The sequence below is a fragment of the Rhizobacter sp. P5_A1 genome, from assembly GCF_056400745.1.
In genome coordinates this window covers 15646-39739 of the sequence record NZ_JBFUKR010000009.1, presented here as the reverse complement: position 1 = coordinate 39739, position 24094 = coordinate 15646, and the positions used below count along the sequence as shown (strand labels likewise).

The following is a 24094-nucleotide window of genomic DNA, read 5'->3' as shown; positions in this document are numbered from 1 at the left end:
CAAGAAAGGAAGGCCCGATGCGCAAGCCGTGGCTGATAGGCGGAGCGGTCGCGATCATCGTCGCGCTCGTCGCCGTGGGGATGGTGTCGCGTGCCAAAAGCAAGGACGACAGCAAGGACAAGAAGCCCGAAGTGACGCTCGAATTCACACCGGCCGAAGTCGTCAGGCCGTTGCTGGCCGCGATGCCTGAGCGGATCGAATTCTCCGGCCCGCTGATGGCACCGCGCACGGCCATCGTGCGAGCCAAGGCCGCCGGCACGCTGCTCAGCCTGTCGGTTGCCGAAGGCAGCCGGGTCAAGGCCGGGCAACCGCTCGGCACGATCGATCTGTCGGACCTGCAGAGCCGCGCCGCCGAGCGCGCCGCCGGGGTCGATTCGGCGCAGGCGCGCGTCGTCGAGGCCGAGCGCATGCACAAATCCAACGAAGACCTCGCGAACCAGCGCTTCATCTCGGCGAATGCACTCGAGAGCTCGCGCGCAACGCTCGAGGCGGCGCGCGCGCAGCTGAAGTCGGCGCAGGCGCAACTCGGCACCGCGGCGCTGGGCATCCGCGAAGCGGCGCTGGTGGCGCCGATCAGCGGCGTGATCGGCCGGCGCAATGTCGTGCCCGGCGAGAAGGTCAGCGCCGAGCAGGAACTGATGACCGTCGTCGACCTGAAGGAGCTCGAGCTGGCCGGCGTGGTCGGCACGCACCAGGTCTCGATGCTGCGGCAAGGGCAGAAGCTCGCGGTGCGTGTCGAAGGCGCGCGTGCACCGGTCGAGGGTCACATCGACCGGATCGCCCCGATGGCCGAGGTCGGCACGCGCGGCATCCGCGTCGTCGTGCTGCTGCCGAACCCGGACGAAGTGTTCCGCGCCGGCCAGTACGCCAGCGCGCTGGTCTCGCTCGAAGACGCAGCACAGCGCCTCACCGTGCCCGCGACCTCGGTCGGCCAGGCTTCGGGGCAGGATTTCGTCTGGACGGTCGAGAAGGGCGCGCTGGTGCGCCGCATCGTGATCACCGGCCGGCGCGACACCGTCAACGGCCGGGTTGAGGTCACGCAGGGCCTGCCGAGCGAGACCCAGGTCGTCGCCGCGCGCTTCGACACCTTGAAGGAAGGCGCACCGGCCCGCGTCGTCGCGAAGGGCGCCGGCTCGGGCATGCCCGCGGCCAGCGCGAGCGCCGCATCGTCCAAGGCGAGCTGATGAAGCCCCCACGCTCACTTCGTTCACTGCCCCCCGAGGGGGCGCAGGCCTCCCTTGGGGCGGCCCGGCGGAAGGCCTGACATGTGGTTCACCCGCGTCTCGATCAACAACCCCGTCTTCGCGACGATGGTGATGGCCGCGCTGTGCGTGCTCGGGCTGTTCTCGTACGCGCAGCTGCGCGTCGAGCGCCTGCCCGACATCACGCCGCCGATCGTGTTCGTCAGCGTCGCGTATCCCGGCGCGTCGCCCGAGGCGATCGAGACCGAGCTGACGCGGCCGATCGAGCTCGGCCTGAACGGCATCGCCGGCGTCAAGATGATCCGCTCGAACAGCGTCGAGGGGCGCAGCGAGACGGTCGTCGAGTTCCAGCTCAGCGCCGACATGACCCGTGCGGTGCAGGACGTTCGCGACAAGGTCTCGGCGCTGCAGCCGGCGTTCCCGCGCGACGCGAAGGCGCCTTACATCTCGCGCTTCGACGGCGACAACGCACAGCCGACCGTCAACCTCGCGCTGATCGCACCCGACCGCAGCGCGCGCGAGCTCTCGCTGCTCGCCGACCAGGTCGTGCGCAAGCGCATCGAACGCGTCGCCGGCGTGGCGCGCGTCGATGTCGGCGGCATGACGACACGCCAGGTGCGCATCGACCTCGACCCGCAGCGCCTGCGCGCCTACCAGCTCACGCCGGCCGACGTGTCGGCGGCGCTGCAGCGCGCGAATGCCGATGTGCCGGTCGGCCTGCTCAGCAGCGCGAAGGAAGAGGCGCTGGTGCGTGTCGAGGGGCGGGTGCGCGACGCGAAGGCGTTCGCGGATCTGGTCGTCGCGAACCGCGGCAGCCTGGTCGTGCGCCTGGGCGACCTCGGCGAGCTCGTCGAACGCGAACGCGAGCGCGATTCGATCGCGCGGGTCGATGGCAAGCCGTCGATCGCGTTCTTCGTCTACAAGCAGCAGGACGCCAACATCGTCGAGACCGGCGAGGGCATCAAGGCCGCGACCGAGGAGTTGCGCAAGGGCTTGCCGCCGGGTGTCGAGCTGCGCCTGGTGTATGCCGACAGCGACTGGGTCAAGGACTCGCTGAAGGGCGTCAAGCGCACGCTGATCGAAGGTGCCGCGCTGACGATCGCGATCGTGTTCCTGTTCCTGCACAGCTGGCGCAGCACGATCATCACCGGGCTGACCCTGCCGATCGCGGTGATCTCCGCCTTCATCGCGGTGTATGCGTTCGGCTTCACCTTGAACTTCATGACGATGATGGCGCTGAGCCTGTGCATCGGCTTGCTGATCGACGATGCGATCGTCGTGCGCGAGAACATCGTGCGCCATGTGCACATGGGCAAGGACCACCACAGCGCCGCGCGCGAGGGCACCGACGAGATCGGCCTCGCGGTGATGGCGACGACCTTCGCGATCTGCGCGGTGTTCGTGCCGGTCGCGTTCATGAAGGGGATCATCGGCAAGTTCTTCTTCCCGTTCGGCATCACGGTCGCGGTCGCGGTGCTGGTGAGCCTGTTCGTCAGCTTCACGCTCGACCCGATGCTGTCCAGCATCTGGAAAGACCCGCCGACGAACAAGCTGATCCGCCTGCCGGTCATCGGCCACCTGATGCGCGGCACAGACCGCGTGCTCGACGTGATGCACGGGATCTACGAGCGGCTGATCCACTGGGTCTTCAGCGGGCGCCGGCACCGGATGTGGTTCCCGCCGCTGCCGGCCTTCGGCCATCCGTTCGATGCGCAGGGCCGGCGGCTGGCGAGCGAGCCGCGCCGCCTGCGCTTCGCGACGATCACGCCGCGCGGCCTGGTGGTCTGGACCGGCATCGCGAGCTTCGCCGCGGCGATCGGCCTGTCGACCGTCGTCGGCACCGAGTTCATCCCCGAGACCGACGACAGCTACATCCGCATGAACGTGCGCATGCCGGTCGGCACGAGCCTCGAGCGCGGCAGCGAGAAGATGCGCCAGGTCGAAGAAGTGGTGCGCGCGATGCCCGAGGTGCGGATGATCTCGACCAGCGTCGGCGACACCGGCAACGGCTCGCGCAACACCGGCGACCTGACGATCCAGCTGCTCAAACCGCACGAGCGGCAGCGCACGCAGAAGCAGGTCGAGCAGGCGATCCGCGCCGGCTTGGCGCCGATCCCCGGCGCCGATGTCTCGCTCGGCCAGCGGCCGATCTTCATCTCGCTGCTCGGCCCCGAGCCGGCCGTGCTCGACCGCGAGGTGCTGAAGCTGAGCGAGAGGATCGCGAAGATCAAGGGCATCACCGACCTCGAAACCTCGGTCAAGCCCGGCCTGCCGGCGTACGCGGTGCGCATCAAGGCCGATGCCGCGCGCGAGCTCGGCCTGACGCCGACGCAGCTTGCGGCGAGCCTGCGCAGCTTCGTCAACGGCGATGTCGCGACCTACTGGACGGCGCCCGACGGCGAGCAGGTCGAGGTCGAGCTGCGCCTGCCGCAACCGATGCGCGAGAACATCGCGCAGCTCGACAACCTGCCCGTCGCCTACGCGAAAGACGGTACGCCGATCGCGCTGGCGCGCGTCGCCGACGTGGTGTCGGTCGTCAACCCCGAGGTCATCAAGCGGCAAGACCTGCAGCGCCGCCAGGCGATCTACGCCGGCGTGACCGGTCGGCCGAGCGGCGACGTCGGCGCCGAGGTCAAGAAGCTCGTCGACGAGACCCAGCTGCCGCCGGGCTACCGCTTCGACATGGGCGGCCAGTCGAAGGATCAGGCCGAGGCCTTCCAGGGCGTGCTGCTGGCCCTCGCGGCCGCGGTGATCTTCATCTACATCGTGCTGGCCTCGCAGTTCGGCAGCTTCCTGCAGCCGATCGCGATCATGGCTTCGCTGCCGCTCGCGCTGATCGGCGTGATGCTCGCGCTGCTGCTGACGCACTCGACGCTGAACCTGTTCTCGATGATCGGGCTGGTGATGCTGATGGGCCTGGTGACGAAGAACGCGATCCTGCTCGTCGACTTCGCGAACCACGGGCGCCGCAGCGGCCTGAACACCGCCGAATCGCTGCTGCAGGCCGGCATGGTGCGGATGCGCCCGATCATGATGACGACCGCCGCGATGGTCTTCGGCATGTTGCCGATGGCGCTCGCGCTCGACGAGGGCAGCGAGATCCAGGCCCCGATGGGCCGCGCGATCATCGGCGGCGTGATCACCTCGACCTTGCTGACGCTGATCGTCGTGCCGGTGCTCTACAGCTACCTCGACCAGCTCGGCGCGTGGGCGAAGCGGCGCTTCGGCTCGCACGGCGGCGTCGCCGCCGCGGCCGGCGGTGCAATGCCCGAGCACATGCCGGCGTCGAAGGAGTGAGTCGCTACTGTGAGACGTGGATCACGTCCCGCACGAGCGGGTAGATCGAGTTCTGCCAGCGCTTGCCGCTGAACACGCCGTAGTGGCCGACGTTCGGCTGCACGTAGTGCGTGCGCATGTAGGGGCGCAGGCTGCTCGCGAGGTCCTGGGCGGCGAGGGTCTGGCCGATCGCGCAGATGTCGTCGCGCTCGCCTTCGATCGTGACCAGCGCGGTGCGCCGGATCGCCGCCGGATTGACGCGGCGGCCGCGGAACTTCAGCTCGCCTTTCGGCAGCGCGTACTGCTGGAACACGAGGTCGACCGTCTCGATGTAGAAATCGGCCGAGAGGTCGGCGACCGCCATGTACTCCTCGTAGAAGGTGCGCGTGACCTCGGCCTTGTCGAACTCGTCGTCGACCAGGTGCTGGTAGTACTCCTTGAACGCGTTGGCGTGCCGATCCTTGTTCATGCTGATGAACGCCGAGAGCTGCACGAAGCCGGGGTACACGCGCCGGCCGCCGCCGCCATGGCGCCAGGGCACGCTGCTGATCAGGTTCTTCTCGAACCACTCGATCGGCTTGGTCGTCGCGAGCTTGTTGACCGCGGTCGGGCTGATTCGGCAGTCGATCGGGCCGGCCATCAGGGTCAGGCTCGCCGGCGTCGCCGGGTGCTGGTCTTCCGACATCAGCGCGACCGCGGCGAGCGCTGCGACGCAGGGCTGGCAGACCGCGATCACGTTCGCGTTGGGCCCCATCGCGGCGAGGAACTCGATGATGTGCGCGGTGTATTCGTCCAGCCCGAAGCGGCCGGCCGCGAGCGGCACATCGCGCACGTTGTGCCAGTCGGTGACGTAGACATCGTGATCCTGCAGCACGGTGCGCACGGTGTCGCGCAGCAAGGTCGCGAAGTGGCCGCTCATCGGCGCAACGACCAGCACCTTCGGCTGCACGGCCGCGCCCGGCTTGCGAAAGCGCAGCAGCGTCGCGAACGGCGTGGTCAGCACGACCTCTTCGGTGACCGGTACCGCTTCGCCTTTCGACAGCACGCTGTCGATGCGCCACGGCGGGCGCTTGTGGGTGACCTCGGCGAGTTCGAGCACCTTGCAGGCCGCGGCCATCTGCCGGCTCGAGGCCTGCGCCCCCAGGCCGAAGTGTGCGAAGCTCGGATCCTGCAGCATCGGCACCGACAGCTTCGCGAGCGTGCGAAGCGGCCACATCAGATCAGACTGCGCCTGGTAGGCTTGGTACATCATGTGTTCTCCGGTGTCCTTTCTGTGCCCGGATCACAGCAACTACCGAGCCAGCGGTTCGGCACCCTCAGCCTGTGGCACATCCCTTGCAACCAGCTGACAGAGCCCCTCGTGCCCGGAGAGCCCCATGCCTGTTGCCGCCCCGTCCAAGCCCAAGACCGCGCCGAAAGCCGCCGCGAAGCCCGCGGCGAAGGCAAGGGCCGCCAAACCGGCGGCGACCCTGACGCTGAGCAGCAAGAACTATTCGTCGTGGTCGCTGCGCGGCTGGCTGATGGCGCGCTTTGCCGGGCTCGAGTTCACCGAGGTGATGGTCTCGCCCGACGACGCCGATGCACGCAAGGAGCTGCTGCTGCTCGCGCCCTCGATCCGCGTGCCCTGCCTGACGCACGACGGCGCGAAGGTCTGGAACACGCTGGCGATCGCGCAGTACCTGAATGAGATCAGGCCCGACGCCGGCCTGATGCCGGCCGACCGGATCGCGCGCGCGCATTGCCGCTCGGTCAGCGGCGAGATGAACTCGGGCTTCGCGAACCTGCGGGCATCGTTGCCGATGAACCTGAAGGGCCGGTTCCCCGGCCACAAGGTCTGGGCCGGCGCGCAGCCCGACATCGACCGCATCGTCGAGATATGGACCGAGTGCCTGGCGACCTACGGCGGCCCGTTCCTGTTCGGCAAGCAGCGCGGCATGGCCGACGCGATGTTCGCGCCGGTCGTCACGCGTTTCCTGACCTACGACGTGAAGCTGAACAAGGCCTGCATCCTGTACTGCCAGACCATCATGGCGATGCCCGAGATGAAGGAGTGGGTTGCCGCCGCGAAGCTCGAGCCCGACGACATCGAAGAGCTCGACATGGATTTCTGATCACGCCCAGGGCGTTGGGGCAGGCACCTCGCAAGGGGCCGGCACGTCGATCGACTTGAAATCGGCCGGGCCGACGATCTCGAGGTACTCCATGTCGGGCGAGTAGTCGAACAGGTAGTGCACGATGCCCGGGCGCTGGTGCACGCAGTCGCCGGCCTCGACCAGCGTCTCCTGGTCGCCGTACATGAACTTGGCCCAGCCCTTGGTCATGATGACGATCTGGAAGTCCGCTTCATGACGGTGCCAGCCGGTGCCCTTTTCCGGTGCCATGTTGGCTTTCACGAGATGCGCGATCACGGCGCCGTTCGTCGCGTCCGCGACGCCGAGATCCTTGTAGAGGAAGAAGTCGCGCAGCCCGTCGCTGCGCCAGGCGGTGTCGGCCGGTTTGACGTGAGAGAACTTCGTGCTCGTCTTGTCCAACATGGGGCGATCTCCTGCGGCGGGTGAAATGTGCAGGTGCAGCATGCATAAGGTGTTCCAGCGGCCATCACGGCGCTCTGCCTCAGCATTCGACGATGTTGACGGCGAGCCCCCCGCGTGCGGTTTCCTTGTATTTGGTCATCATGTCGGCGCCGGTCTCGCGCATCGTCTTGATGACCTTGTCGAGGCTGACGTGGTGCGTGCCGTCGCCGCGCAGCGCCATCCGCGCCGCGTTGATCGCCTTGACCGACGCGATCGCGTTGCGCTCGATGCAAGGGATCTGCACCAGCCCGCCGACCGGATCGCAGGTCAGCCCGAGGTGGTGTTCCATGCCGATCTCGGCCGCGTTCTCGACCTGCGCCGGGCTGCCGCCGAGCACCGCGCACAACGCGCCGGCGGCCATCGAGCAGGCGACGCCGACCTCGCCCTGGCAGCCGACCTCGGCGCCCGAGATCGACGCGTTCTCCTTGTAGAGGATGCCGATCGCCGCGGCCGTGAGCAGGAAGTCGATCACGCCTGAATCGGTTGCGCCCGGCACGAAGCGCGTGTAGTAGTGCAGCACCGCCGGCACGATGCCGGCGGCGCCGTTCGTCGGCGCGGTGACGACGCGGCCGCCGGCGGCGTTCTCTTCGTTGACCGCGAGCGCGTAGAGGTTGACCCAGTCGAGCACCTGCAGCGGATCGCGCAAGGCGGCCTCGGGGTTCGCGCAAAGCTGGCGATACAGATCGGCGGCGCGGCGCTTCACCTTGAAGCCGCCCGGCAGCACGCCGTCGGTGGCGCAGCCGCGGACCACGCAGGCCTGCATCACGGCCCAGATCTTCAGCAGGCCGGCGTCGATCTCGGCGTCGCTGCGCCCGCCCTTGCCGAGGCAGCGCTCGTTGCGCCGCATCAGCTCGGCGATGCTGCAACCGTGCTGCTGGGTCAGCGAGAGCAGGTCGGCACCGCTGTGGAACGGATGCGCCAGCACCGTGGTGTCGGGCGCGATCACCTTCTGCTTTTGACCGTCTTGCGCGATCTCGTCGCTGACGACGAAACCGCCGCCGACCGAGTAGTAGACGCGGGTCAGCAGTTCGGTGCCCTCGGCATCGAACGCCGTGAAGCGCATGCCGTTGGCGTGGAACGGCAGCGTCTCGCGGCGGTAGAAGACCAGGTCGGTCTTCTCGTTGAAGCCGATCTCGTGCGTGCCGAGCAGCGGCAGGCGCTGCGCTTCGCGGATGCGCTTGAGCTGCGCGCCGATGTGATCGACGTCGACGGTATCCGGCTCATGTCCGGCCAGGCCGAGCAGCACCGCCTTGTCGCTGCCGTGCCCTTTGCCGGTGGCGCCGAGCGAGCCGTACAACTGCGCGCAGACCCGGGCCGTCGCCGCAAGTTTGCCTTCGTGATCGAGGCGCGCCGCGAACAGCCGCGCCGCGCGCATCGGCCCGACCGTGTGCGAGCTGCTGGGGCCGATGCCGATCTTGAAGAGGTCGAAGACCGAGACGGCCATGGTGGACTACTCGTAGCTGCTCAGCGGCGGGCAGGAGCAGAACAGGTTCCGGTCGCCATAGACGTTGTCGACGCGGCCGACCGGCGACCAGTACTTGCCGCCGCGCAGCGAGGCGACCGGGAACGCCGCCTCTTCGCGTGAGTAGGCGTGCGGCCAGTCGCCCTTCAGCAGCGCGCCGGCGGTGTGCGGTGCGGCCTTCAGCGGGTTGTCCTCGCGCGGCCAGGCGCCCGATTCGACCTTCGCGATCTCGCCGCGGATCGCGATCATCGCGTCGCAGAAGCGATTCAGTTCGTCGAGAGATTCGCTCTCGGTCGGCTCGACCATCAGCGTGCCGGCGACCGGGAAGCTCAAGGTCGGGGCGTGGAAGCCGTAGTCGATCAGGCGCTTGGCGACATCCTCGGCGCTGACGCCGGTCGCGTCTTTCAGCGGGCGCAGGTCGAGGATGCACTCGTGCGCGACGCCGCCGCCCTTGACGCCGGCGACATTGCCGCTGAAGTGGATGTCGTAGTGATCGGCCAGCCGCGCCGCGATGTAGTTCGCCGACAGGATCGCGATTTCGGTCGCCGCGGTCAGCCCCTCGCTGCCCATCATCCGCATGTACATCCAGCTGATCGGCAGCACCGCGGCGTTGCCGAGCGGTGCGGCCGAGACCGCGCCGACTTGTGCGTCGGTGCCGATGCCGGCCGAGCGATGCGCCGGCAGGTAGGGCACGAGATCGGCCACGACACAGGTCGGCCCGACGCCCGGCCCGCCGCCGCCGTGCGGGATGCAGAAGGTCTTGTGCAGGTTCAGGTGGCTCACGTCACCGCCGAACTCGCCGGGCGCGGCCACGCCGACCAGCGCGTTCATGTTCGCGCCGTCGACATAAACGCGGCCGCCATGCGCGTGCACCAGCGCGCAGATCTCCTTCACGTGCGGGTCGAACACGCCGTAGGTCGACGGGTAGGTGATCATGATGCAGGCCAGTTTCGCGCGGTGCGTCTCGCACTTCGCGCGCAGGTCGGCGAGGTCGATGTTGCCCTCGATGTCGCACTTCGTCACGACGACCTGCAGCCCCGCCATCTGCGCGCTCGCCGGGTTCGTGCCGTGCGCCGACTCGGGGATCAGGCAGATCGTGCGATCGGCCTCGCCCCGCGCCGCGTGAGAGGCACGGATTGCCAGCAGCCCGGCGTATTCGCCCTGCGAGCCGGCGTTCGGCTGCAGGCTCACGCCGCTGTAGCCGGTCGCCTGGCACAGCCAGTCTTCGAGTTGCACACGCAGCTGCTCGTAGCCGGCGAGCTGGTCGAGCGGCGCGAACGGGTGCACGTTGGCGAACTCGGGCCAGGTGATCGGGATCATCTCGCTGGTCGCATTCAGCTTCATCGTGCACGAGCCGAGCGGGATCATCGAACGGTCGAGCGCGAGGTCCTTGTCGGACAGGCTGCGGATGTAGCGCAGCATCTCGGTCTCGCTGTGGTGGCGGTTGAAGATGGCGTGCGTCAAGAAGGTGCTGCTGCGCTGCAGTGCCGGCGGGAGCAGGGCGGCCACGCCCTTTTCGAACGGCGCGAAGCCGGGCACGGGCCGGCCGTTCGCGAACAGTCGCCAGAGCATCGCGACGTCGTCGCGCGTCGTCGTCTCGTCGAGCGTGATGCCGACGTGGCGCGCCGAAGCGCGGCGCAGGTTGAAGCCGGCCTCGCGGGCAGACTGCAACAGCACTTCGGTGTGGTCGCCGGTGTCGATCGTGATCGTGTCGAAGGCCGACTCGCCGCCCAGCGTGCGGCCCAGGTCCTTCAGGCCGGCCGCGAGGATCGCGGTGTAGCTCGCGACGCGGCGCGCGATGCGCTTCAGCCCCTCGGGCCCGTGATAGACCGCGTACATGCTCGCGACGACGGCAGGCAGCACCTGCGCCGTGCAGATGTTCGAGGTCGCCTTCTCGCGCCGGATGTGCTGCTCGCGCGTCTGCAGCGCGAGCCGGTAGGCCGGTGCGCCGTGCACGTCGATGCTGACGCCGACCAGGCGCCCCGGCATCGAGCGTTTGAATTCGTCGCGCGTCGCAAGGTACGCGGCGTGCGGGCCGCCGTTGCCCATCGGCATGCCGAAGCGCTGGGTGTTGCCGACGACGATGTCGGCGCCGAATTCGCCCGGCGCGACCAGCAAGGTCAGCGCAAGCAGGTCGGCGGCGACGATCGCGAGACCGCCGTTCGCGTGCACCGCGTCGACGATGGGCTTCAGGTCGCGCACGACACCGTCCACCCCCGGGTACTGCAGCAGGGCCGCGAACGCATCGGCGCGCGCTGCCGCATCGGCCGCACCGACGACCACCGTGATGCCCAGCGGCGCAGCGCGCGTGCGCACGACCTCGATCGTCTGCGGCAGCACGTCGTCGGCGACGAAGAAGGTCGTCGACCTGCTCCTGCCGACGCGCATCGCCAGGGTCATTGCCTCGGCCGCCGAGGTGGCTTCGTCGAGCATCGACGAGCCGGCGATCGCCATGCCGGTCAGGTCGCAGACCATGGTCTGGAAATTGACCAGCGCCTCCATCCGGCCCTGCGAGATCTCGGCCTGGTAGGGCGTGTACGCGGTGTACCAGGCGGGGTTCTCGAGCACGTTGCGCAGGATCACGCCCGGCGTGTGGGTGCCGTGGTAGCCCTGGCCGATGAAGCTCCTCAGCACGCGGTTCCGGCCGGCGATCGCCTTCAGCTCGGCGAGCGCCTGGGCTTCGGTCAGCGGCTCGGGCAGCGTCATCGGCGCGGCGCGCACGATACCGCGCGGCACGATCGCGTCGATCAGTGCACGGCGTGACGCGGCACCGATCACCGACAGCATGTGGCGCTCGTCGTCGGCCTCGATGCCGACGTGGCGGGCAACGAACTCGGCGGCGTTCTCGAGTTCGCGCAGGGGCTTCGTGGAAGACATCAACATCGCGGGCCCTTTCGTTGCTTCAGCTGTTCTTCACGAGCACGTCGTAGGCCGGGCCGTCCATCAGCTGATCGAATTCGCCCATGTTGGTGACATGCACCTTGAAGAACCAGCCGTTGCCTAGCGGGTCGGTGTTCGCGAGCGACGGGTCGGCGCGCAGCGCTTCGTTGACCTCGACGATCTCGCCGCTGACCGGCATGTACATGTCGGCCGCCGCCTTGACCGACTCGACCACGCCGGCGACCTCGCCCTTCTTGAACGTGCTGCCGACGGCGGGCAGGTCGACGAAGACCACGTCGCCGAGCGCGTCCTGCGCGTGGTGCGTGATGCCGACGGTCGCAGCCTCGTGGTCCTCGATGTTGATCCACTCGTGGTCGTTGGTGTACATCGTCGTCATGTGGGGCTCCTGGGGAATGAAAGGCCGGCCGTTCGGGCCGGCAAGGTGGGAAAGCTGGTGGGAACGAATCGATCGCGCAGGTTCATGAACGGGGTCTCGACGAGCCGGTACAGCAGCCAGCCGCCGACCAGGCAGGCGAGCGCGCTCGACGCTGCGGCTGCGACGGAATCGGCGTGGATGCCGCGTGCGTCGAACGCGCGCTGCACGTTGACGGCCAAGGGCTTGTGGGTCAGGTAGATCGCGTAGGACCACGCGGCCAGCGCGGCCGCACCGGGGATGCGGACACGGTGCAGCACCGAAGCGGGGCTGAGCGCGGCGAGTGTCAGCAGCGCGAACGCGCAGGCGAGCAGCGAATAGCCGAATGCGGTCATCGCGTAGCTGTAGCCGTAGCCGTCGATCTGGTAGAAATTCAGCATCAGCACGAAGACGACCCCGACGCTGGCCAGCCCCGCGGCGAAGGTGGCTCTCCCCCACCGAAGCAGACGCTGCCAGCGCGCCGGGTGAAAGTTCTTGAGCATCGCCAATGCGACGCCGGGCAGAAATTCGTCGAAGCGGCACCATGTCGCGTAGTAGATGTGCGGGTGGTAGCCGCTGATCGCGCCATCGGCCTCGCGCCCGTAATGCAGCCACAGCGCGCTGCGGATCGCGATGGCGCCCAGCATCAGCGCGCCCAGCAGGATCCAGCCGAGCCGAATCGATCGGCCGTAGCGCGTCGCGAGCAACGCGGCGGCCGGCAGCACGAGATAGAACTGCTCTTCGATGCAGAGCGACCAGGCGTGCGAGAACGCGGTTCCGGGTTGCAGCAGGATGTTCTGCGTGAAGCTCAGGAAGGTCCACAACGGCGGGGGCGTCGTTCCGCCCATCGTGGCGGGAAAGAGGAAGTACAGCGCCAGCACGACGTAGAAGTTCGGCAGCGTGCGCAGGAAGCGGCGTGCGTAGAAGGCCTTCAGGGACAGGTCTCGCCCCTGCGCGATGCCGCCGAATATCTGGTTGGCGATCAGGTAGCCGCTCAACACGAAGAACAGGTCGACGCCGACCCAGCCGATTTCGCTGACCCAGCCGAAGGTCGGCGCGCGGCTGACGAACACCATGTAGTGGTACGCGAACACCAGCAGGATCGCGATCGCCCGCAACGTGTCGAGGCCGTCGGCGCGCCGCACGAGCAGGCTCGTGTCGCGGTGATCGCGTTGCATGGGCAAGGTCGTCAGCGGCTGGCAGATTCGCGATGTTGCTCAGCCGCGGAAGTAGCGGTGCGGCGCGAACGGCATCGGGCTGACGCGCATCGGCTGGCGTTTGCCGCGCACCTCGGCATAGACCTCGTGATGCGGCAAGGCGTGGTTCGCCGCGAGGTAGGCCATTGCGATCGGCTCGTTGACGCTCGGCGCGAGCGTGCCGCTGGTGACCACGCCGAGTTTGCGGCCATGCGAATCGACGATGGTTGCGCCCTCGCGCACCGGCACGCGCTCGAGGCCGACGAGGCCGACCCGGCGCGTCGCCGCGCCGGCCGCCAGTTGTGCATCGATCGCCGCCGCGCCGGGGTAGCCGCCGTGGCGCGCGCCGCCGGCGCGGCGCACTTTCTGGATCGCCCAGGTCAGCCCGGCCTCGACCGGCGTTGTCGTCTCGTTGATGTCGTGGCCGTACAGGCACAGGCCGGCTTCGAGCCGCAGCGTATCGCGCGCGCCCAGGCCGGCGGGCCGGACCTCGGGGAGATCGAGCAGCGCGCGGGCGAGCGCTTCGGCCTGGTCCGCCGGTACCGAGATCTCGAAGCCGTCTTCGCCGGTGTAGCCGGAACGGGTCACGAAGCAATCGGCGCCGGCCAGCACGAAGCCGCGGCCGGTCATGAATGTGAGGCTCGCGACCTCGGCGTTCAGACGGGTCAGGGCCTTCGCCGCCTTCGGCCCCTGCAACGCCAGCAGCGCGCGATCGGGCAAGGGCTGCACGGTGCAGCGGTGGCCGATATGGGTGACGAGGTGGGTGATGTCGGCGGCCTTGCAGGCGGCATTGACGATCAGGAACAGGTCATTCTCGCGTCGCGTGATCATCAGGTCGTCGAGGATGCCGCCGCTGCTGTTCGTGAAGAACGCGTAGCGCTGCTTGCCGACCGCCAGGTCGATCACGTCCATCGGCACGAGCGACTCGAGCGCCTTCGCGGCATCGGCGCCCACGAGGCGCAGCTGGCCCATGTGCGAGACATCGAACAGCGTGGCCGAGTCGCGGCAATGGCGATGTTCGGAGAGGATGCCGGCCGGGTACGAGACCGGCATGTCGTAGCCGGCAAAGGGCACCATCTTGGCACCGAGTTCGAGGTGCAATGCGTGCAGCGGGGTCGTGGCGAGGGCGTTGGACATGGCGGATCTCCGAGGGCAATTCTTGCGGACCGACGCGACATGATCGCACCGGCTTGCCCTCTCTGTCCGCTTTACCTGAGAGATTGGCGGCGTGCCCTTTCGAGCCTGCCGCTTGCCCCTTCGGTGGACCCGCTCGGGGCGGGCCTCTCTCCAGCGAGGAACGCTTCGGATGAAGCGCTTGCCAGTCCTTTTGCCTGAGCGTTCGAACCTTGCGGGCTCTGCGCCTTCGGCGGCCTCCCGAGCCGTCGAGCGACGGATCGGGCTGCTCTCTCCTGACGGCGCGAAGTGTAGCAGCGCCCGGATAATGTCGACCCATGACTGCAGTGAAAGAGACAGGTGAATGGCTGACGATCGAGTCGCTCGATCTCGAGGCCCAGGGCGTCGCCCACAACGCCGAAGGCAAGGTGGTGTTCGTCGAGGATGCGTTGCCCGGCGAGCAGGTGCAGGTGCGTGTGAACCGGCGCAAGAACAACTGGGAGCAGGCGTCGATGATCGCGCTGCGACGCGAGAGCTCGCAGCGCGTCGAGCCGCGCTGCCCGCACTTCGGCACCTGCGGGGGCTGCAAGATGCAGCACTTCCACGTGGGTGCACAGGTTGCGACGAAACAGCGCGCGCTCGAAGACGCGCTCTGGCACCTCGGCAAGGTCAAGGCCGAGCGGATGCTGCGACCGATCGAGGGGCCGGCCTGGGGCTATCGCTACCGGGCGCGGCTGTCGGTGCGCTTTGTCGCGAAGAAGGGCAAGGTACTGGTCGGCTTCCATGAGCGCAAGTCGAGTTTCGTCGCCGACATGGACAGCTGCGAGGTCGTGCCGCCGCATGTCAGCGCGTTGCTCGTACCGCTGCGCGAGCTCGTCGCCGCGATGGACCAGCGCGATCGCCTGCCGCAGATCGAGCTCGCGGTCGGCGACACGGTGACGGCGCTCGTGCTGCGCCACCTCGAGCCGCTGACGAGTGCCGACCTCGACCGCCTGCGCGCGTTCGGCGCGAGCCGAGGCGTTCAGTGGTGGTTGCAGCCGAAGGGGCCGGACACGGTGCACCGGCTCGACGAAGGTGGCCCGGAACTGGCCTACGCGCTGCCCGAGTTTGGCATCGAGATGCCGTTCAAGCCGACGGATTTCACGCAGGTCAACCCGCACATCAATCGTGTGCTGGTGACGCGCGCGCTGCGGCTGCTCGATGCGCGCGCCGACGAGCGCGTGATCGACTGGTTCTGCGGGCTGGGCAACTTCACGCTGCCGATCGCCACGCAGGCGCGCGAGGTGCTCGGCATCGAGGGCAGCGAAGCGCTGGTGCAGCGTTCGCGCGAGAACGCGCTCGTGAACCGGCTCGGCGCGAAGGCGAGCTTCGTCGCGCAGAACCTGTTCGAGTTGACGCCCGAATCGCTCGCGAGCTTCGGGCGCGCCGAGAAGTGGCTGGTCGATCCGCCGCGCGAGGGTGCGTTCGCGCTGGCGAAGGCGCTGGCCGATCTGCATGCCGACGGCGCCGTCGCCCCCGGCTACGCCGCGCCGAAGCGCATCGTCTATGTCAGCTGCAACCCGGCGACACTGGCGCGCGATGCCGGCTTGCTGGTGCACCAGGCCGGCTACCGCTGTACCGCGGCGGGCGCGATCAACATGTTCCCGCACACGGCGCACGTCGAGAGCATGGCGGTGTTCGATCGTCAGGCTGAGATTTGAAAAGAGAAGGGGGCCCGAATGGGTCCCCTTCTAACGTGTTGTCGACCGCTGATCGCTATTCGCGGCTGCCGCCGAAGATCCCGAGGATCGACAGCAGCGACTGGAAGATGTTGTACAGGTCCAGGTAGATCGACAGCGTCGCGCTGATGTAGTTCGTCTCTTCGCCGTCGCGCACGCGCTTCAGGTCATAGATGATGAAGGCCGAGAAGATGCCGATCGCCAGCACCGACAGCGTGATCATCAGTGCGCTCGACTGCAGGAAGATGTTCGCGATACCGGCGACGATCAGCATGATCAGGCCGATGAACAGGAACTTGCCCATCGACGACAGATCGCGCTTGATCACGGTCGACAAGGTTGCCATGCCGAGGAAGATCACGCCGGTGCCGGTGAACGCCGTCATGATCAGGCCGGCGCCATTGTTCATGCCGAGCACCAGGCCGATCAGGCGCGACAGCATCAGTCCCATGAAGAACGTGAAGCCGAGCAGGATCGGCACGCCGGCGGCCGAGTTCTTGGTCTTCTCGATCGCGAAGATCAGCCCGAACGCGCCGACCAGGAACACGATCGCGCTCATGCCCGGGCCCATCGCGCGGGTGATGCCGGTGGTCACGCCGATCCAGGCGCCGAGCACCGTCGGCACCATCGACAGCGCGAGCAGCCAGTAGGTATTGCGCAGCACGCGGCTGCGTTGTTCCTGTGACGTGACCTCGCCGGCGTAGCCGGAATAGGCGGTTTGCAGGGGTTGGTTCATTGAGCCTCCTTGATGCGGGACCCGGGCTGTGACCCGTTGCGCGAATTCTAGTTCCCTGGTTACAGGTCGCGCCAAGTCCTTGCGCGGCGTGGCGAAATTTGCCACACCGACCGCGGCCGGGTTCTTGCGTACAGTCGCGGCCTTGCTTCTTTCTCAACTGTCTCTCAACGCACCAGGGCCCGACGATGAACACCAAACCCTACCTCTCCCTCGACGACACGAAGCGCATCGGTGCCGCGGCCGAGGCCGAAGCACGCGCCAACGGCTGGGCCGTGACGATCGCGATCGTCGACGACGGCGGCCATCTGCTGTGGCTGCAGCGCCTGGACGGGGCAGCGCCGGTCTCGTCGCACATTGCGCCGGCCAAGGCGCGCACCGCGGCACTCGGGCGGCGTGAAAGCAAGGTCTACGAAGACATCATCAATCAGGGCCGCACCTCGTTCCTGAGCGTGCCCGAGATCGAGGCCCTGCTCGAGGGCGGCGTGCCGGTTCTTGTCGACGGGCATTGCGTCGGCGCGGTCGGCGTCAGCGGCGTCAAGTCGAGCGAGGACGCGCAGGTCGCCAAGGCGGGTATCGCAGCGTTGGCGGCAGCGTAGCGGTGCAGTCGCGGCGAGCGGGTGCCGAGCCTGCCTGCAGTGGGCGCGTGGTCTATAATTCGAAGGTTTACCCTTAACCCATCCGCCCAGCGAAAACCGCGCGTTGCCAGGAATCGAAAATTCAGGCAGGCGCCGGTTTCTTGCGAGGAAAACTCCCTCGGTTTTCTCGACTGTTCCACGCTTGACGAGCACCGCTCGGACGGCAGAGCTGGGCGCGCACAGAACGGAGAATCCGGTGCCCGCGCAACTGCTGACCCAACAAGCCCAGGCGATCCTGGCACTCGCGGACGGCACGGTGTTCCGCGGCATCTCGATCGGCGCCGCCGGCCAGACGGTCGGCGAGGTCGTGTTCAACACCGCGTTGACCGGCTACCAGGAAATCCTGACCGACCCGAGCTACTGCCGCCAGATCGTCACGCTCACGTATCCGCACATCGGCAACTACGGCATCAGCGCCGAGGACGTCGAGGCGAAGAAGGTGTTCGCCGCCGGCCTGATCATCAAGGACTTGCCGCTGCTCGCATCGAACTTCCGCAGCAGCATGACGCTGTCGCAGTACCTGCAGCGCGAGGGCACCGTGGCGATCGCGAACATCGACACGCGCCGCCTGACCCGCGTGCTGCGCACGAGCGGCGCGCAGAACGGCTGCATCCTGACCCTGCCGCTCGGCGAAGCGGTGACGCAGGCCCAGATCGACACCGCCATCGCGCAGGCCAAGGCGGCGCCCAGCATGAGCGGGCTCGATCTGGCCAAGGTCGTCAGCGAGAGCGTGCCGTATGAATGGACCGAGACCGAATGGGAACTCGGTGCCGGCTACGGCGCACAGGCGAAGCCGGCTTTCCACGTCGTCGCCTTCGACTACGGGGTCAAGCGCAACATCCTGCGCATGCTGGCGAGCCGCGGTTGCCGCATCACGGTCGTGCCGGCGCAGACCAGCGCTGCCGCGGCGCTCGCGCTGAAGCCCGACGGCATCTTCCTGAGCAACGGCCCCGGCGATCCGGAGCCCTGCGACTACGCGATCGACGCCACGCGCACGCTGATCGAAACCGGCGTTCCGACCTTCGGCATCTGTCTCGGGCACCAGATCCTCGCGCTCGCCTCGGGTGCGAAGACCTTCAAGATGAAGTTCGGCCACCATGGCGCGAACCACCCGGTGAAAGACCTGGACAGCGGCCGCGTCAGCATCACGAGCCAGAACCACGGCTTCGCGGTCGACGAGACGACCTTGCCCTCGAATCTGCGACCCACGCACGTGTCGCTGTTCGACGGCACGCTGCAGGGACTGGCGCGCACCGACAAGCCGGCGTTCTGCTTCCAGGGCCACCCGGAAGCCTCGCCCGGTCCCCACGATATTTCCTACTTGTTCGACCGCTTCACGGCGCTGATGAGCGAAAAGAAGGCGGAGCAGAAGAATGCCTAAGCGCAGCGACCTCAAATCCATCCTCATCATCGGCGCCGGGCCGATCATCATCGGCCAGGCCTGCGAGTTCGACTACTCCGGCGCGCAGGCCTGCAAGGCGCTGCGCGAGGAGGGCTACAAGGTCATCCTCGTCAATAGCAATCCGGCGACGATCATGACCGACCCGGAAATGGCCGATGTCACCTACATCGAGCCGATCACCTGGCAGGTCGTCGAGAAGATCATCGCGAAGGAGCGGCCCGATGCCGTGCTGCCGACGATGGGCGGCCAGACCGCACTGAACTGCGCACTCGATCTGCACAAGCACGGGGTGCTCGCGAAATACGGTGTCGAGATGATCGGCGCGAACGAGAAGGCCATCGAGAAGGCCGAAGACCGCCTGAAGTTCAAGGACGCGATGACCGGCATCGGCCTGCACTCGGCGAAGAGCGGCATCGCGCACTCGATGGACGAGGCGCTCGCGGTGCAAAAGCGCATCACGCACGACATCGGCGGCACCGGCTTCCCGATGGTGGTCCGCCCGAGCTTCACGCTCGGCGGCACCGGCGGCGGCATCGCCTACAACCCGGACGAGTTCGAAGAGATCTGCAAGCGCGGGCTCGATCTGTCGCCGACCAAGGAACTGCTGATCGAGGAGAGCCTGATCGGCTGGAAAGAGTACGAGATGGAGGTCGTCCGCGACAAGGCGGACAACTGCATCATCGTCTGCTCGATCGAGAACCTCGACCCGATGGGCATCCACACCGGCGACTCGATCACGGTCGCGCCGGCGCAGACGCTGACCGACAAGGAATACCAGCTGCTGCGCAACGCGAGCATCGCGATCCTGCGCGAGATCGGCGTCGACACCGGCGGCAGCAACGTGCAGTTCTCGATCAACCCGAAGGACGGCCGGATGGTCGTGATCGAGATGAACCCGCGCGTCTCGCGCTCGTCGGCGCTGGCCTCGAAGGCGACCGGCTTCCCGATCGCGAAGGTCGCGGCCAAGCTGGCGGTCGGCTACACGCTCGATGAATTGCGCAACGACATCACCGGCGGCGCGACGCCGGCGGCGTTCGAGCCGAGCATCGACTATGTCGTCACGAAGATCCCGCGCTTCGCATTCGAGAAGTTCCCGGCCGCCGACTCGCGCCTGACGACGCAGATGAAGTCGGTCGGCGAAGTGATGGCGATGGGCCGCACGTTTCAAGAGAGCTTCCAGAAGGCGCTGCGCGGCCTCGAGACCGGCATCGACGGGCTCTCGGAGCGCAGCACCGACCGCGAAGAGATCGTCCAGGAGATCGGCGAGGCCGGGCCGGAGCGGATCCTGTTCGTCGGCGACGCGTTCCGCATCGGCATGAGCCTGCAGGAGGTGTTCGAAGAGACGGCGATCGATCCGTGGTTCCTCGCGCAGATCCAGCAGTTGATCCAGCATGAACAGGCCCTGAGCGGCCGCACGCTGACCGACCTGTCGACCGACGAACTGCGTTTCCTGAAGCAGAAGGGCTTCTCGGATCGCCGCCTCGCGAAGCTGCTCGGCACCCATCAGCACGAGGTGCGCAAGACGCGCCATGCGCTGAACATTCGACCGGTCTACAAGCGCGTCGACACCTGCGCCGCCGAATTCGCGACCCAGACCGCGTACATGTACTCGACCTACGACGAAGAGTGCGAGGCGCAGCCGACCGACCGCAAGAAGATCATGGTGCTCGGCGGCGGCCCGAACCGGATCGGCCAGGGCATCGAGTTCGACTACTGCTGCGTGCATGCCGCGCTCGCGATGCGCGAAGACGGCTACGAGACCATCATGGTCAACTGCAACCCCGAGACCGTGTCGACCGACTACGACACCTCGGACCGCCTGTACTTCGAGCCGGTGACCCTGGAAGACGTGCTCGAGATCGTCGACAAGGAGAAGCCGGTCGGCGTGATCGTGCAGTACGGCGGGCAGACGCCGCTGAAGCTCGCGCTCGACCTCGAGCGCGCCGGCGTGCCGATCGTCGGCACGACGCCCGACAGCATCGACATCGCCGAAGACCGCGAGCGCTTCCAGGCGCTGCTGCACGAGATTGGCCTGAAGCAGCCGCCGAACCGCACCGCGCGCACCGAAGAGGCGGCGCTGCAGCTCGCGCAGGAGATCGGCTACCCGCTGGTCGTGCGCCCGAGCTATGTGCTCGGCGGCCGCGCGATGGAGATCGTGCACGGCGACAAGGACCTGGAGCGCTACATGCGCGAGGCGGTGCGCGTCAGCGAGAAGTCGCCGGTGCTGCTGGATCGCTTTCTCGACGACGCGATCGAGGTCGACGTCGACTGCATCAGCGATGGCCAGGAGGTGATGATCGGCGGCATCATGGAGCACGTCGAGCAGGCCGGCATCCATTCGGGCGATTCGGCCTGTTCGCTGCCGCCGTACTCGCTGCCGAAGGCGCTGCAGGACGAGATGCGGCGCCAGACGGTGTTGATGGCGAAGGCGCTCAAGGTCGTCGGGCTGATGAACGTGCAGTTCGCGATCCAGGGCGAGGGCGACAACGCGGTTGTCTACGTGCTCGAAGTGAACCCGCGCGCATCGCGCACCGTGCCGTTCGTCTCGAAGGCGACCGGCCAGCCGCTGGCGAAGATCGCGGCGCGCTGCATGGTCGGGCAGAAGCTCGCCGACCAGCGCAACGACAACGGCCGCAAGCCGGCCGAGGTGATCCCGCCGTACTTCTCGGTCAAGGAAGCGGTGTTCCCGTTCAACAAGTTCCCCGGCGTCGACCCGATCCTCGGCCCCGAGATGCGCTCGACCGGCGAGGTGATGGGCGCGGGCCGGACCTTCGGCGAGGCGATGCTGAAGAGCCAGCTCGGCGCGGGCTCGCGCCTGCCGACCTCGGGGACCGCCTGCATCACCGTGAAGAACAGCGACAAGGCCCGTGCGGTGATGGTCGCGCGCGACCTGCACGCACTCGGCTTCGCGATCGTCGCGACCAAGGGCACGGCCGCAGCGATCGCTGCCGGCGGCGTGCCGGTCAAGGCCGTCAACAAGGTCAAGGATGGGCGGCCCCACATTGTCGACATGGTCAAGGCGGGCGAGATCCAGCTGGTCTTCACGACGGTCGACGAGACCCGCACCGCGATCGCCGATTCGCGCCACATCCGCCAGGCGGCGCTGGCGCACCGGATCACCTATTACACCAGTATGGCCGGGTGCGAGGCGGCGGTCGAGGGCATGAAGCACCAGGACGATCTGGTTGTGGTGTCTCTGCAGGAACTGCACCGCGAACTGCACTAAACTTCGGGGCATCCACCTCCGCCGCCGGCCAACCCGGCGGCGGATTTACTTTTGCTGCAAGGTTTGTCTTTCATCATGGCCACCATTCCCCTGACCGTCCGCGGCGCCGAGAAACTCAAGGAAGAGCTGGCGCGTCTGAAAAACGTCGAGCGTCACGCGGTCATCATGGCCATCTCCGAGGCACGTGCCCAGGGCGATCTGTCCGAGAACGCCGAGTACGAGGCCGCGAAGGACAAGCAGGGCTTCATCGAAGGTCGAATCCTCGAGATCGAAGGCAAGCTGGCGGCCGCGCAGATCATCGACCCGTCGCGCCTGAACGGCGAGGGGCGCATCGTGTTCGGCTCGACCGTCGACCTCGAAGACGAAGACAGCGGCGCGGCGGTCACCTACCAGATCGTCGGCGACGACGAGGCCGATCTCAAGCAGGGCCTGATCTCGATCAGCTCGCCGATCGCGCGCGCGCTGATCGGCAAGGAGGCCGGCGACGTCGCCGAAGTGCAGGCGCCCGGCGGCGTGCGGCACTACGAGGTCATCGCGATCCGCTATCGCTGATGCGCGCCGCGGTGCGTCTCGCGGCGCTGATCGCGGGCCTGTGGGCGGGGGTGCTGCTGGGCATCGGCGCGATCGCCGCCCCTGCCGCCTTCGCGACGCTGGCCGCGCCAGACGCCGGCCACGTCGTCAACCGGATCTTCGCGCAGGAGGCCTATTTGAGCCTCGCGCTCGCCGTCGTGCTGTTCGCGATCGAGCGCCAGCGCAGCCGCGACGCTGCCGTCGCCGGGACCGGCTCGGTGTTCAGCGCGAACCTGATGCTGTTGTTGGGGACGCTGTTCTGCACGGTCGCCGGGTACTTCGCGATTCAGCCGATGCTGGAGGCCGCGCGCGCCGGCACGGGCGCCGCGTCGTTCGCGACGCTGCACGCCGTCTCGGCCGGTCTGTTCGTGCTGAAAGGCCTGCTGGTGCTCGCGCTCGCGTGGCGCCTGATCCCGATCAGGACTGCTGCGACGACTTCTTGACGCTGGTGCGGCGCTTGGTCGCGCGCTTCAGTTCACCGCCGGCGGCAATGCGCATGTTGCCCATCACCGTGATCTTCTTGACCTGCGCGCGGTGATTGCCGCTCTTCGAGAACTTCAGGATCTTCACGACCCGCGGCCCCGAGCCGCGGCCTTCGCGCTCGACCTTCTCCTTTGGCGGCATCGGCCGCCACAGCACGAGCAGCTTGCCGATGTGCTGGATCGGCGCAGCGCTCAGCGCCTCGGCCAGCGTCGTGAAGATGGTTTCACGGGTCGTGCGCTCGTCCGAGAACACGCGCACCTTGATCAGACCATGCGCGTTCAGCGCCGCGTCGACCTCATGCTGCACCGCGGGCGTGAGCCCGTCGGCACCGATCATCACGACCGGATCGAGGTGATGGGCCGCAGCGCGGTGTTCCTTGCGCTGAGCAGGCGTCAGTTGAATGGCAGTCATCCTCCTATTATCGTCTCCTGATGAAAACCCAGACCAAGAGCAAGAAGGTCAACAAGGCCTGGTTGCACGACCACCTGAACGACACCTACGTGAAGCTGGCGCAGCGTGAAGGGTATCGAGCCCGCGCGGCCTACAAGCTGAAGGAGATCGACGAGGAGCTGCACCTGATCAAGCCGGGGCAGGTCATCGTCGACCTGGGCTCGGTGCCGGGCGCCTGGAGCCAGTACGTGCGGCGGCGGTTTGCGCCGAAGGAAGTGGGCGCCGGCGGCGCCGCGGCCGGCGAGCTGAACGGCACGATCATCGCGCTGGACGTGCTGCCGATGGAGCCGATCGAGGGCGTGATCTTCCTGCAGGGCGACATCCGCGAAGAAGCTGTGCTGGCGCAGCTGGAGGCGGTCGTCGCGGGCCGGCCGGTCGACGTGGTCGTGTCCGACATGGCGCCGAACCTGTCGGGCATCGAGAGCGCCGATTCGGCGCGCATCAGCCACCTGGTCGAACTGGCGGTCGAGTTCGCCCAGCATCACCTGACGCCGCAGGGCGCGCTGGTCTGCAAGGTTTTCCACGGCAGCGGCTACAGCCAGCTCGTGAAGCTGTTCAAGACCAGCTTCCGGGTCGTCAAGCCGATCAAGCCGAAGGCCTCGCGCGACAAGTCGTCCGAGACCTTCCTGGTCGGCATCGGCTTGAAGCCTGCGACTCAAGACCGCCCCCGCGAGGTCGATATCCGGTCGTGAAGACGGGCCGGGCGTGCCCGATAACCCAATACACGCTCGTTTCCGGTGGGGATTGCCCCGTCGGCGCA

19 protein-coding genes and 2 riboswitches are annotated in these 24094 nt (G+C 67.6%); of the genes, 10 read left to right on the top strand and 9 right to left on the bottom strand.

Features of this window, described 5'->3' with window-relative positions; translation table 11 throughout:
• Positions 1-17: 17 nt before the first annotated feature.
• Together AC1DTW_RS12055 and AC1DTW_RS12050 are read left to right on the top strand one after the other, a co-directional pair.
• On the top strand, positions 18-1184 hold the full coding sequence (locus AC1DTW_RS12055) for an efflux RND transporter periplasmic adaptor subunit (protein ID WP_477981357.1): 1167 nt from the start codon (positions 18-20) through the stop codon (positions 1182-1184).
• 81 nt (positions 1185-1265) lie between these two features.
• Positions 1266-4499 carry an efflux RND transporter permease subunit gene (locus AC1DTW_RS12050; protein ID WP_477981356.1) on the top strand — a complete coding sequence of 1078 codons (3234 nt, stop codon included), beginning with the start codon at positions 1266-1268 and terminating at the stop codon, positions 4497-4499.
• Positions 4500-4503: 4 nt separating this feature from the next.
• On the opposite strand, the gene AC1DTW_RS12045 is transcribed toward AC1DTW_RS12050, so the two are convergent.
• Positions 4504-5730 (bottom strand): polyhydroxyalkanoate depolymerase, encoded by a 1227-nt coding sequence (locus AC1DTW_RS12045; protein ID WP_477981355.1) that lies wholly within the window; start codon positions 5728-5730, stop codon positions 4504-4506.
• 124 nt (positions 5731-5854) lie between these two features.
• Between AC1DTW_RS12045 and AC1DTW_RS12040 the strand changes: the two genes are divergently transcribed.
• On the top strand, positions 5855-6589 hold the full coding sequence (locus AC1DTW_RS12040; RefSeq protein ID WP_477981354.1) for a glutathione S-transferase family protein: 735 nt from the start codon (positions 5855-5857) through the stop codon (positions 6587-6589).
• On the opposite strand, the gene AC1DTW_RS12035 is transcribed toward AC1DTW_RS12040, so the two are convergent.
• From AC1DTW_RS12035 to gcvT, 6 genes are all read right to left on the bottom strand, one after another.
• Positions 6590-7012, bottom strand: a complete 423-nt coding sequence (locus AC1DTW_RS12035) for a cupin domain-containing protein (RefSeq protein WP_477981353.1) — start codon at positions 7010-7012, stop codon at positions 6590-6592.
• Positions 7013-7091: 79 nt separating this feature from the next.
• Entirely contained in the window at positions 7092-8495 is a 1404-nt protein-coding gene (locus AC1DTW_RS12030; RefSeq protein ID WP_477981351.1) for an L-serine ammonia-lyase, read from the bottom strand.
• A 6-nt stretch (positions 8496-8501) separates the two neighbouring features.
• A complete protein-coding gene (gcvP, locus tag AC1DTW_RS12025) occupies positions 8502-11396 on the bottom strand; it encodes an aminomethyl-transferring glycine dehydrogenase (protein WP_477981350.1) in 2895 nt (964 codons plus the stop codon).
• Positions 11397-11415: 19 nt separating this feature from the next.
• The gene (gene gcvH, locus AC1DTW_RS12020) at positions 11416-11790 is read right to left on the bottom strand and encodes a glycine cleavage system protein GcvH (protein WP_477981348.1); all 375 of its coding nucleotides are present in this window, start codon (positions 11788-11790) and stop codon (positions 11416-11418) included.
• Entirely contained in the window at positions 11787-12983 is a 1197-nt protein-coding gene (locus tag AC1DTW_RS12015) for an acyltransferase family protein (protein ID WP_477981347.1), read from the bottom strand. Before AC1DTW_RS12015 ends, gcvH begins: the two co-directional genes overlap by 4 nt.
• 39 nt (positions 12984-13022) lie before the next feature.
• Complete coding sequence (gene gcvT / locus AC1DTW_RS12010) at positions 13023-14138, bottom strand: glycine cleavage system aminomethyltransferase GcvT (protein ID WP_477981346.1); 1116 nt, start codon at positions 14136-14138, stop codon at positions 13023-13025.
• 52 nt (positions 14139-14190) lie between these two features.
• A riboswitch (glycine riboswitch) is annotated at positions 14191-14302 on the bottom strand.
• Positions 14303-14310: 8 nt separating this feature from the next.
• Positions 14311-14423: riboswitch (glycine riboswitch) on the bottom strand.
• A gap of 29 nt (positions 14424-14452) precedes the next feature.
• Between gcvT and rlmD the strand changes: the two genes are divergently transcribed.
• A complete protein-coding gene (gene rlmD, locus AC1DTW_RS12005) occupies positions 14453-15814 on the top strand; it encodes a 23S rRNA (uracil(1939)-C(5))-methyltransferase RlmD (protein WP_477981345.1) in 1362 nt (453 codons plus the stop codon).
• A gap of 55 nt (positions 15815-15869) precedes the next feature.
• Here rlmD and AC1DTW_RS12000 read toward each other — a convergent pair whose 3' ends face one another.
• Complete coding sequence (locus AC1DTW_RS12000) at positions 15870-16568, bottom strand: Bax inhibitor-1/YccA family protein (protein WP_477981344.1); 699 nt, start codon at positions 16566-16568, stop codon at positions 15870-15872.
• 185 nt (positions 16569-16753) lie between these two features.
• Here AC1DTW_RS12000 and AC1DTW_RS11995 point away from each other — a divergent pair, with 185 nt between their 5' ends.
• From AC1DTW_RS11995 to AC1DTW_RS11975, 5 genes are all read left to right on the top strand, one after another.
• A complete protein-coding gene (locus AC1DTW_RS11995; protein ID WP_477981343.1) occupies positions 16754-17164 on the top strand; it encodes a GlcG/HbpS family heme-binding protein in 411 nt (136 codons plus the stop codon).
• Positions 17165-17399: 235 nt separating this feature from the next.
• Positions 17400-18584 carry a glutamine-hydrolyzing carbamoyl-phosphate synthase small subunit gene (gene carA, locus AC1DTW_RS11990; protein ID WP_477981342.1) on the top strand — a complete coding sequence of 395 codons (1185 nt, stop codon included), beginning with the start codon at positions 17400-17402 and terminating at the stop codon, positions 18582-18584.
• Positions 18577-21831 (top strand): carbamoyl-phosphate synthase large subunit, encoded by a 3255-nt coding sequence (gene carB, locus AC1DTW_RS11985; protein ID WP_477981341.1) that lies wholly within the window; start codon positions 18577-18579, stop codon positions 21829-21831. The genes carA and carB overlap by 8 nt, the downstream gene beginning before the upstream one ends.
• A 75-nt stretch (positions 21832-21906) precedes the next feature.
• Positions 21907-22383: a transcription elongation factor GreA gene (greA, locus tag AC1DTW_RS11980; protein ID WP_477981339.1), complete on the top strand. Its 477-nt coding sequence runs from the start codon at positions 21907-21909 to the stop codon at positions 22381-22383.
• Complete coding sequence (locus AC1DTW_RS11975) at positions 22383-22844, top strand: DUF4149 domain-containing protein (RefSeq protein ID WP_477981337.1); 462 nt, start codon at positions 22383-22385, stop codon at positions 22842-22844. The genes greA and AC1DTW_RS11975 overlap by 1 nt, the downstream gene beginning before the upstream one ends.
• Here the strand turns inward: AC1DTW_RS11975 and AC1DTW_RS11970 are convergent.
• On the bottom strand, positions 22819-23295 hold the full coding sequence (locus AC1DTW_RS11970) for a YhbY family RNA-binding protein (RefSeq protein ID WP_477981336.1): 477 nt from the start codon (positions 23293-23295) through the stop codon (positions 22819-22821). The genes AC1DTW_RS11975 and AC1DTW_RS11970 overlap by 26 nt on opposite strands.
• A 20-nt stretch (positions 23296-23315) precedes the next feature.
• Between AC1DTW_RS11970 and AC1DTW_RS11965 the strand changes: the two genes are divergently transcribed.
• Positions 23316-24026 (top strand): RlmE family RNA methyltransferase, encoded by a 711-nt coding sequence (locus AC1DTW_RS11965; protein ID WP_477981335.1) that lies wholly within the window; start codon positions 23316-23318, stop codon positions 24024-24026.
• Positions 24027-24094 lie beyond the last annotated feature (68 nt).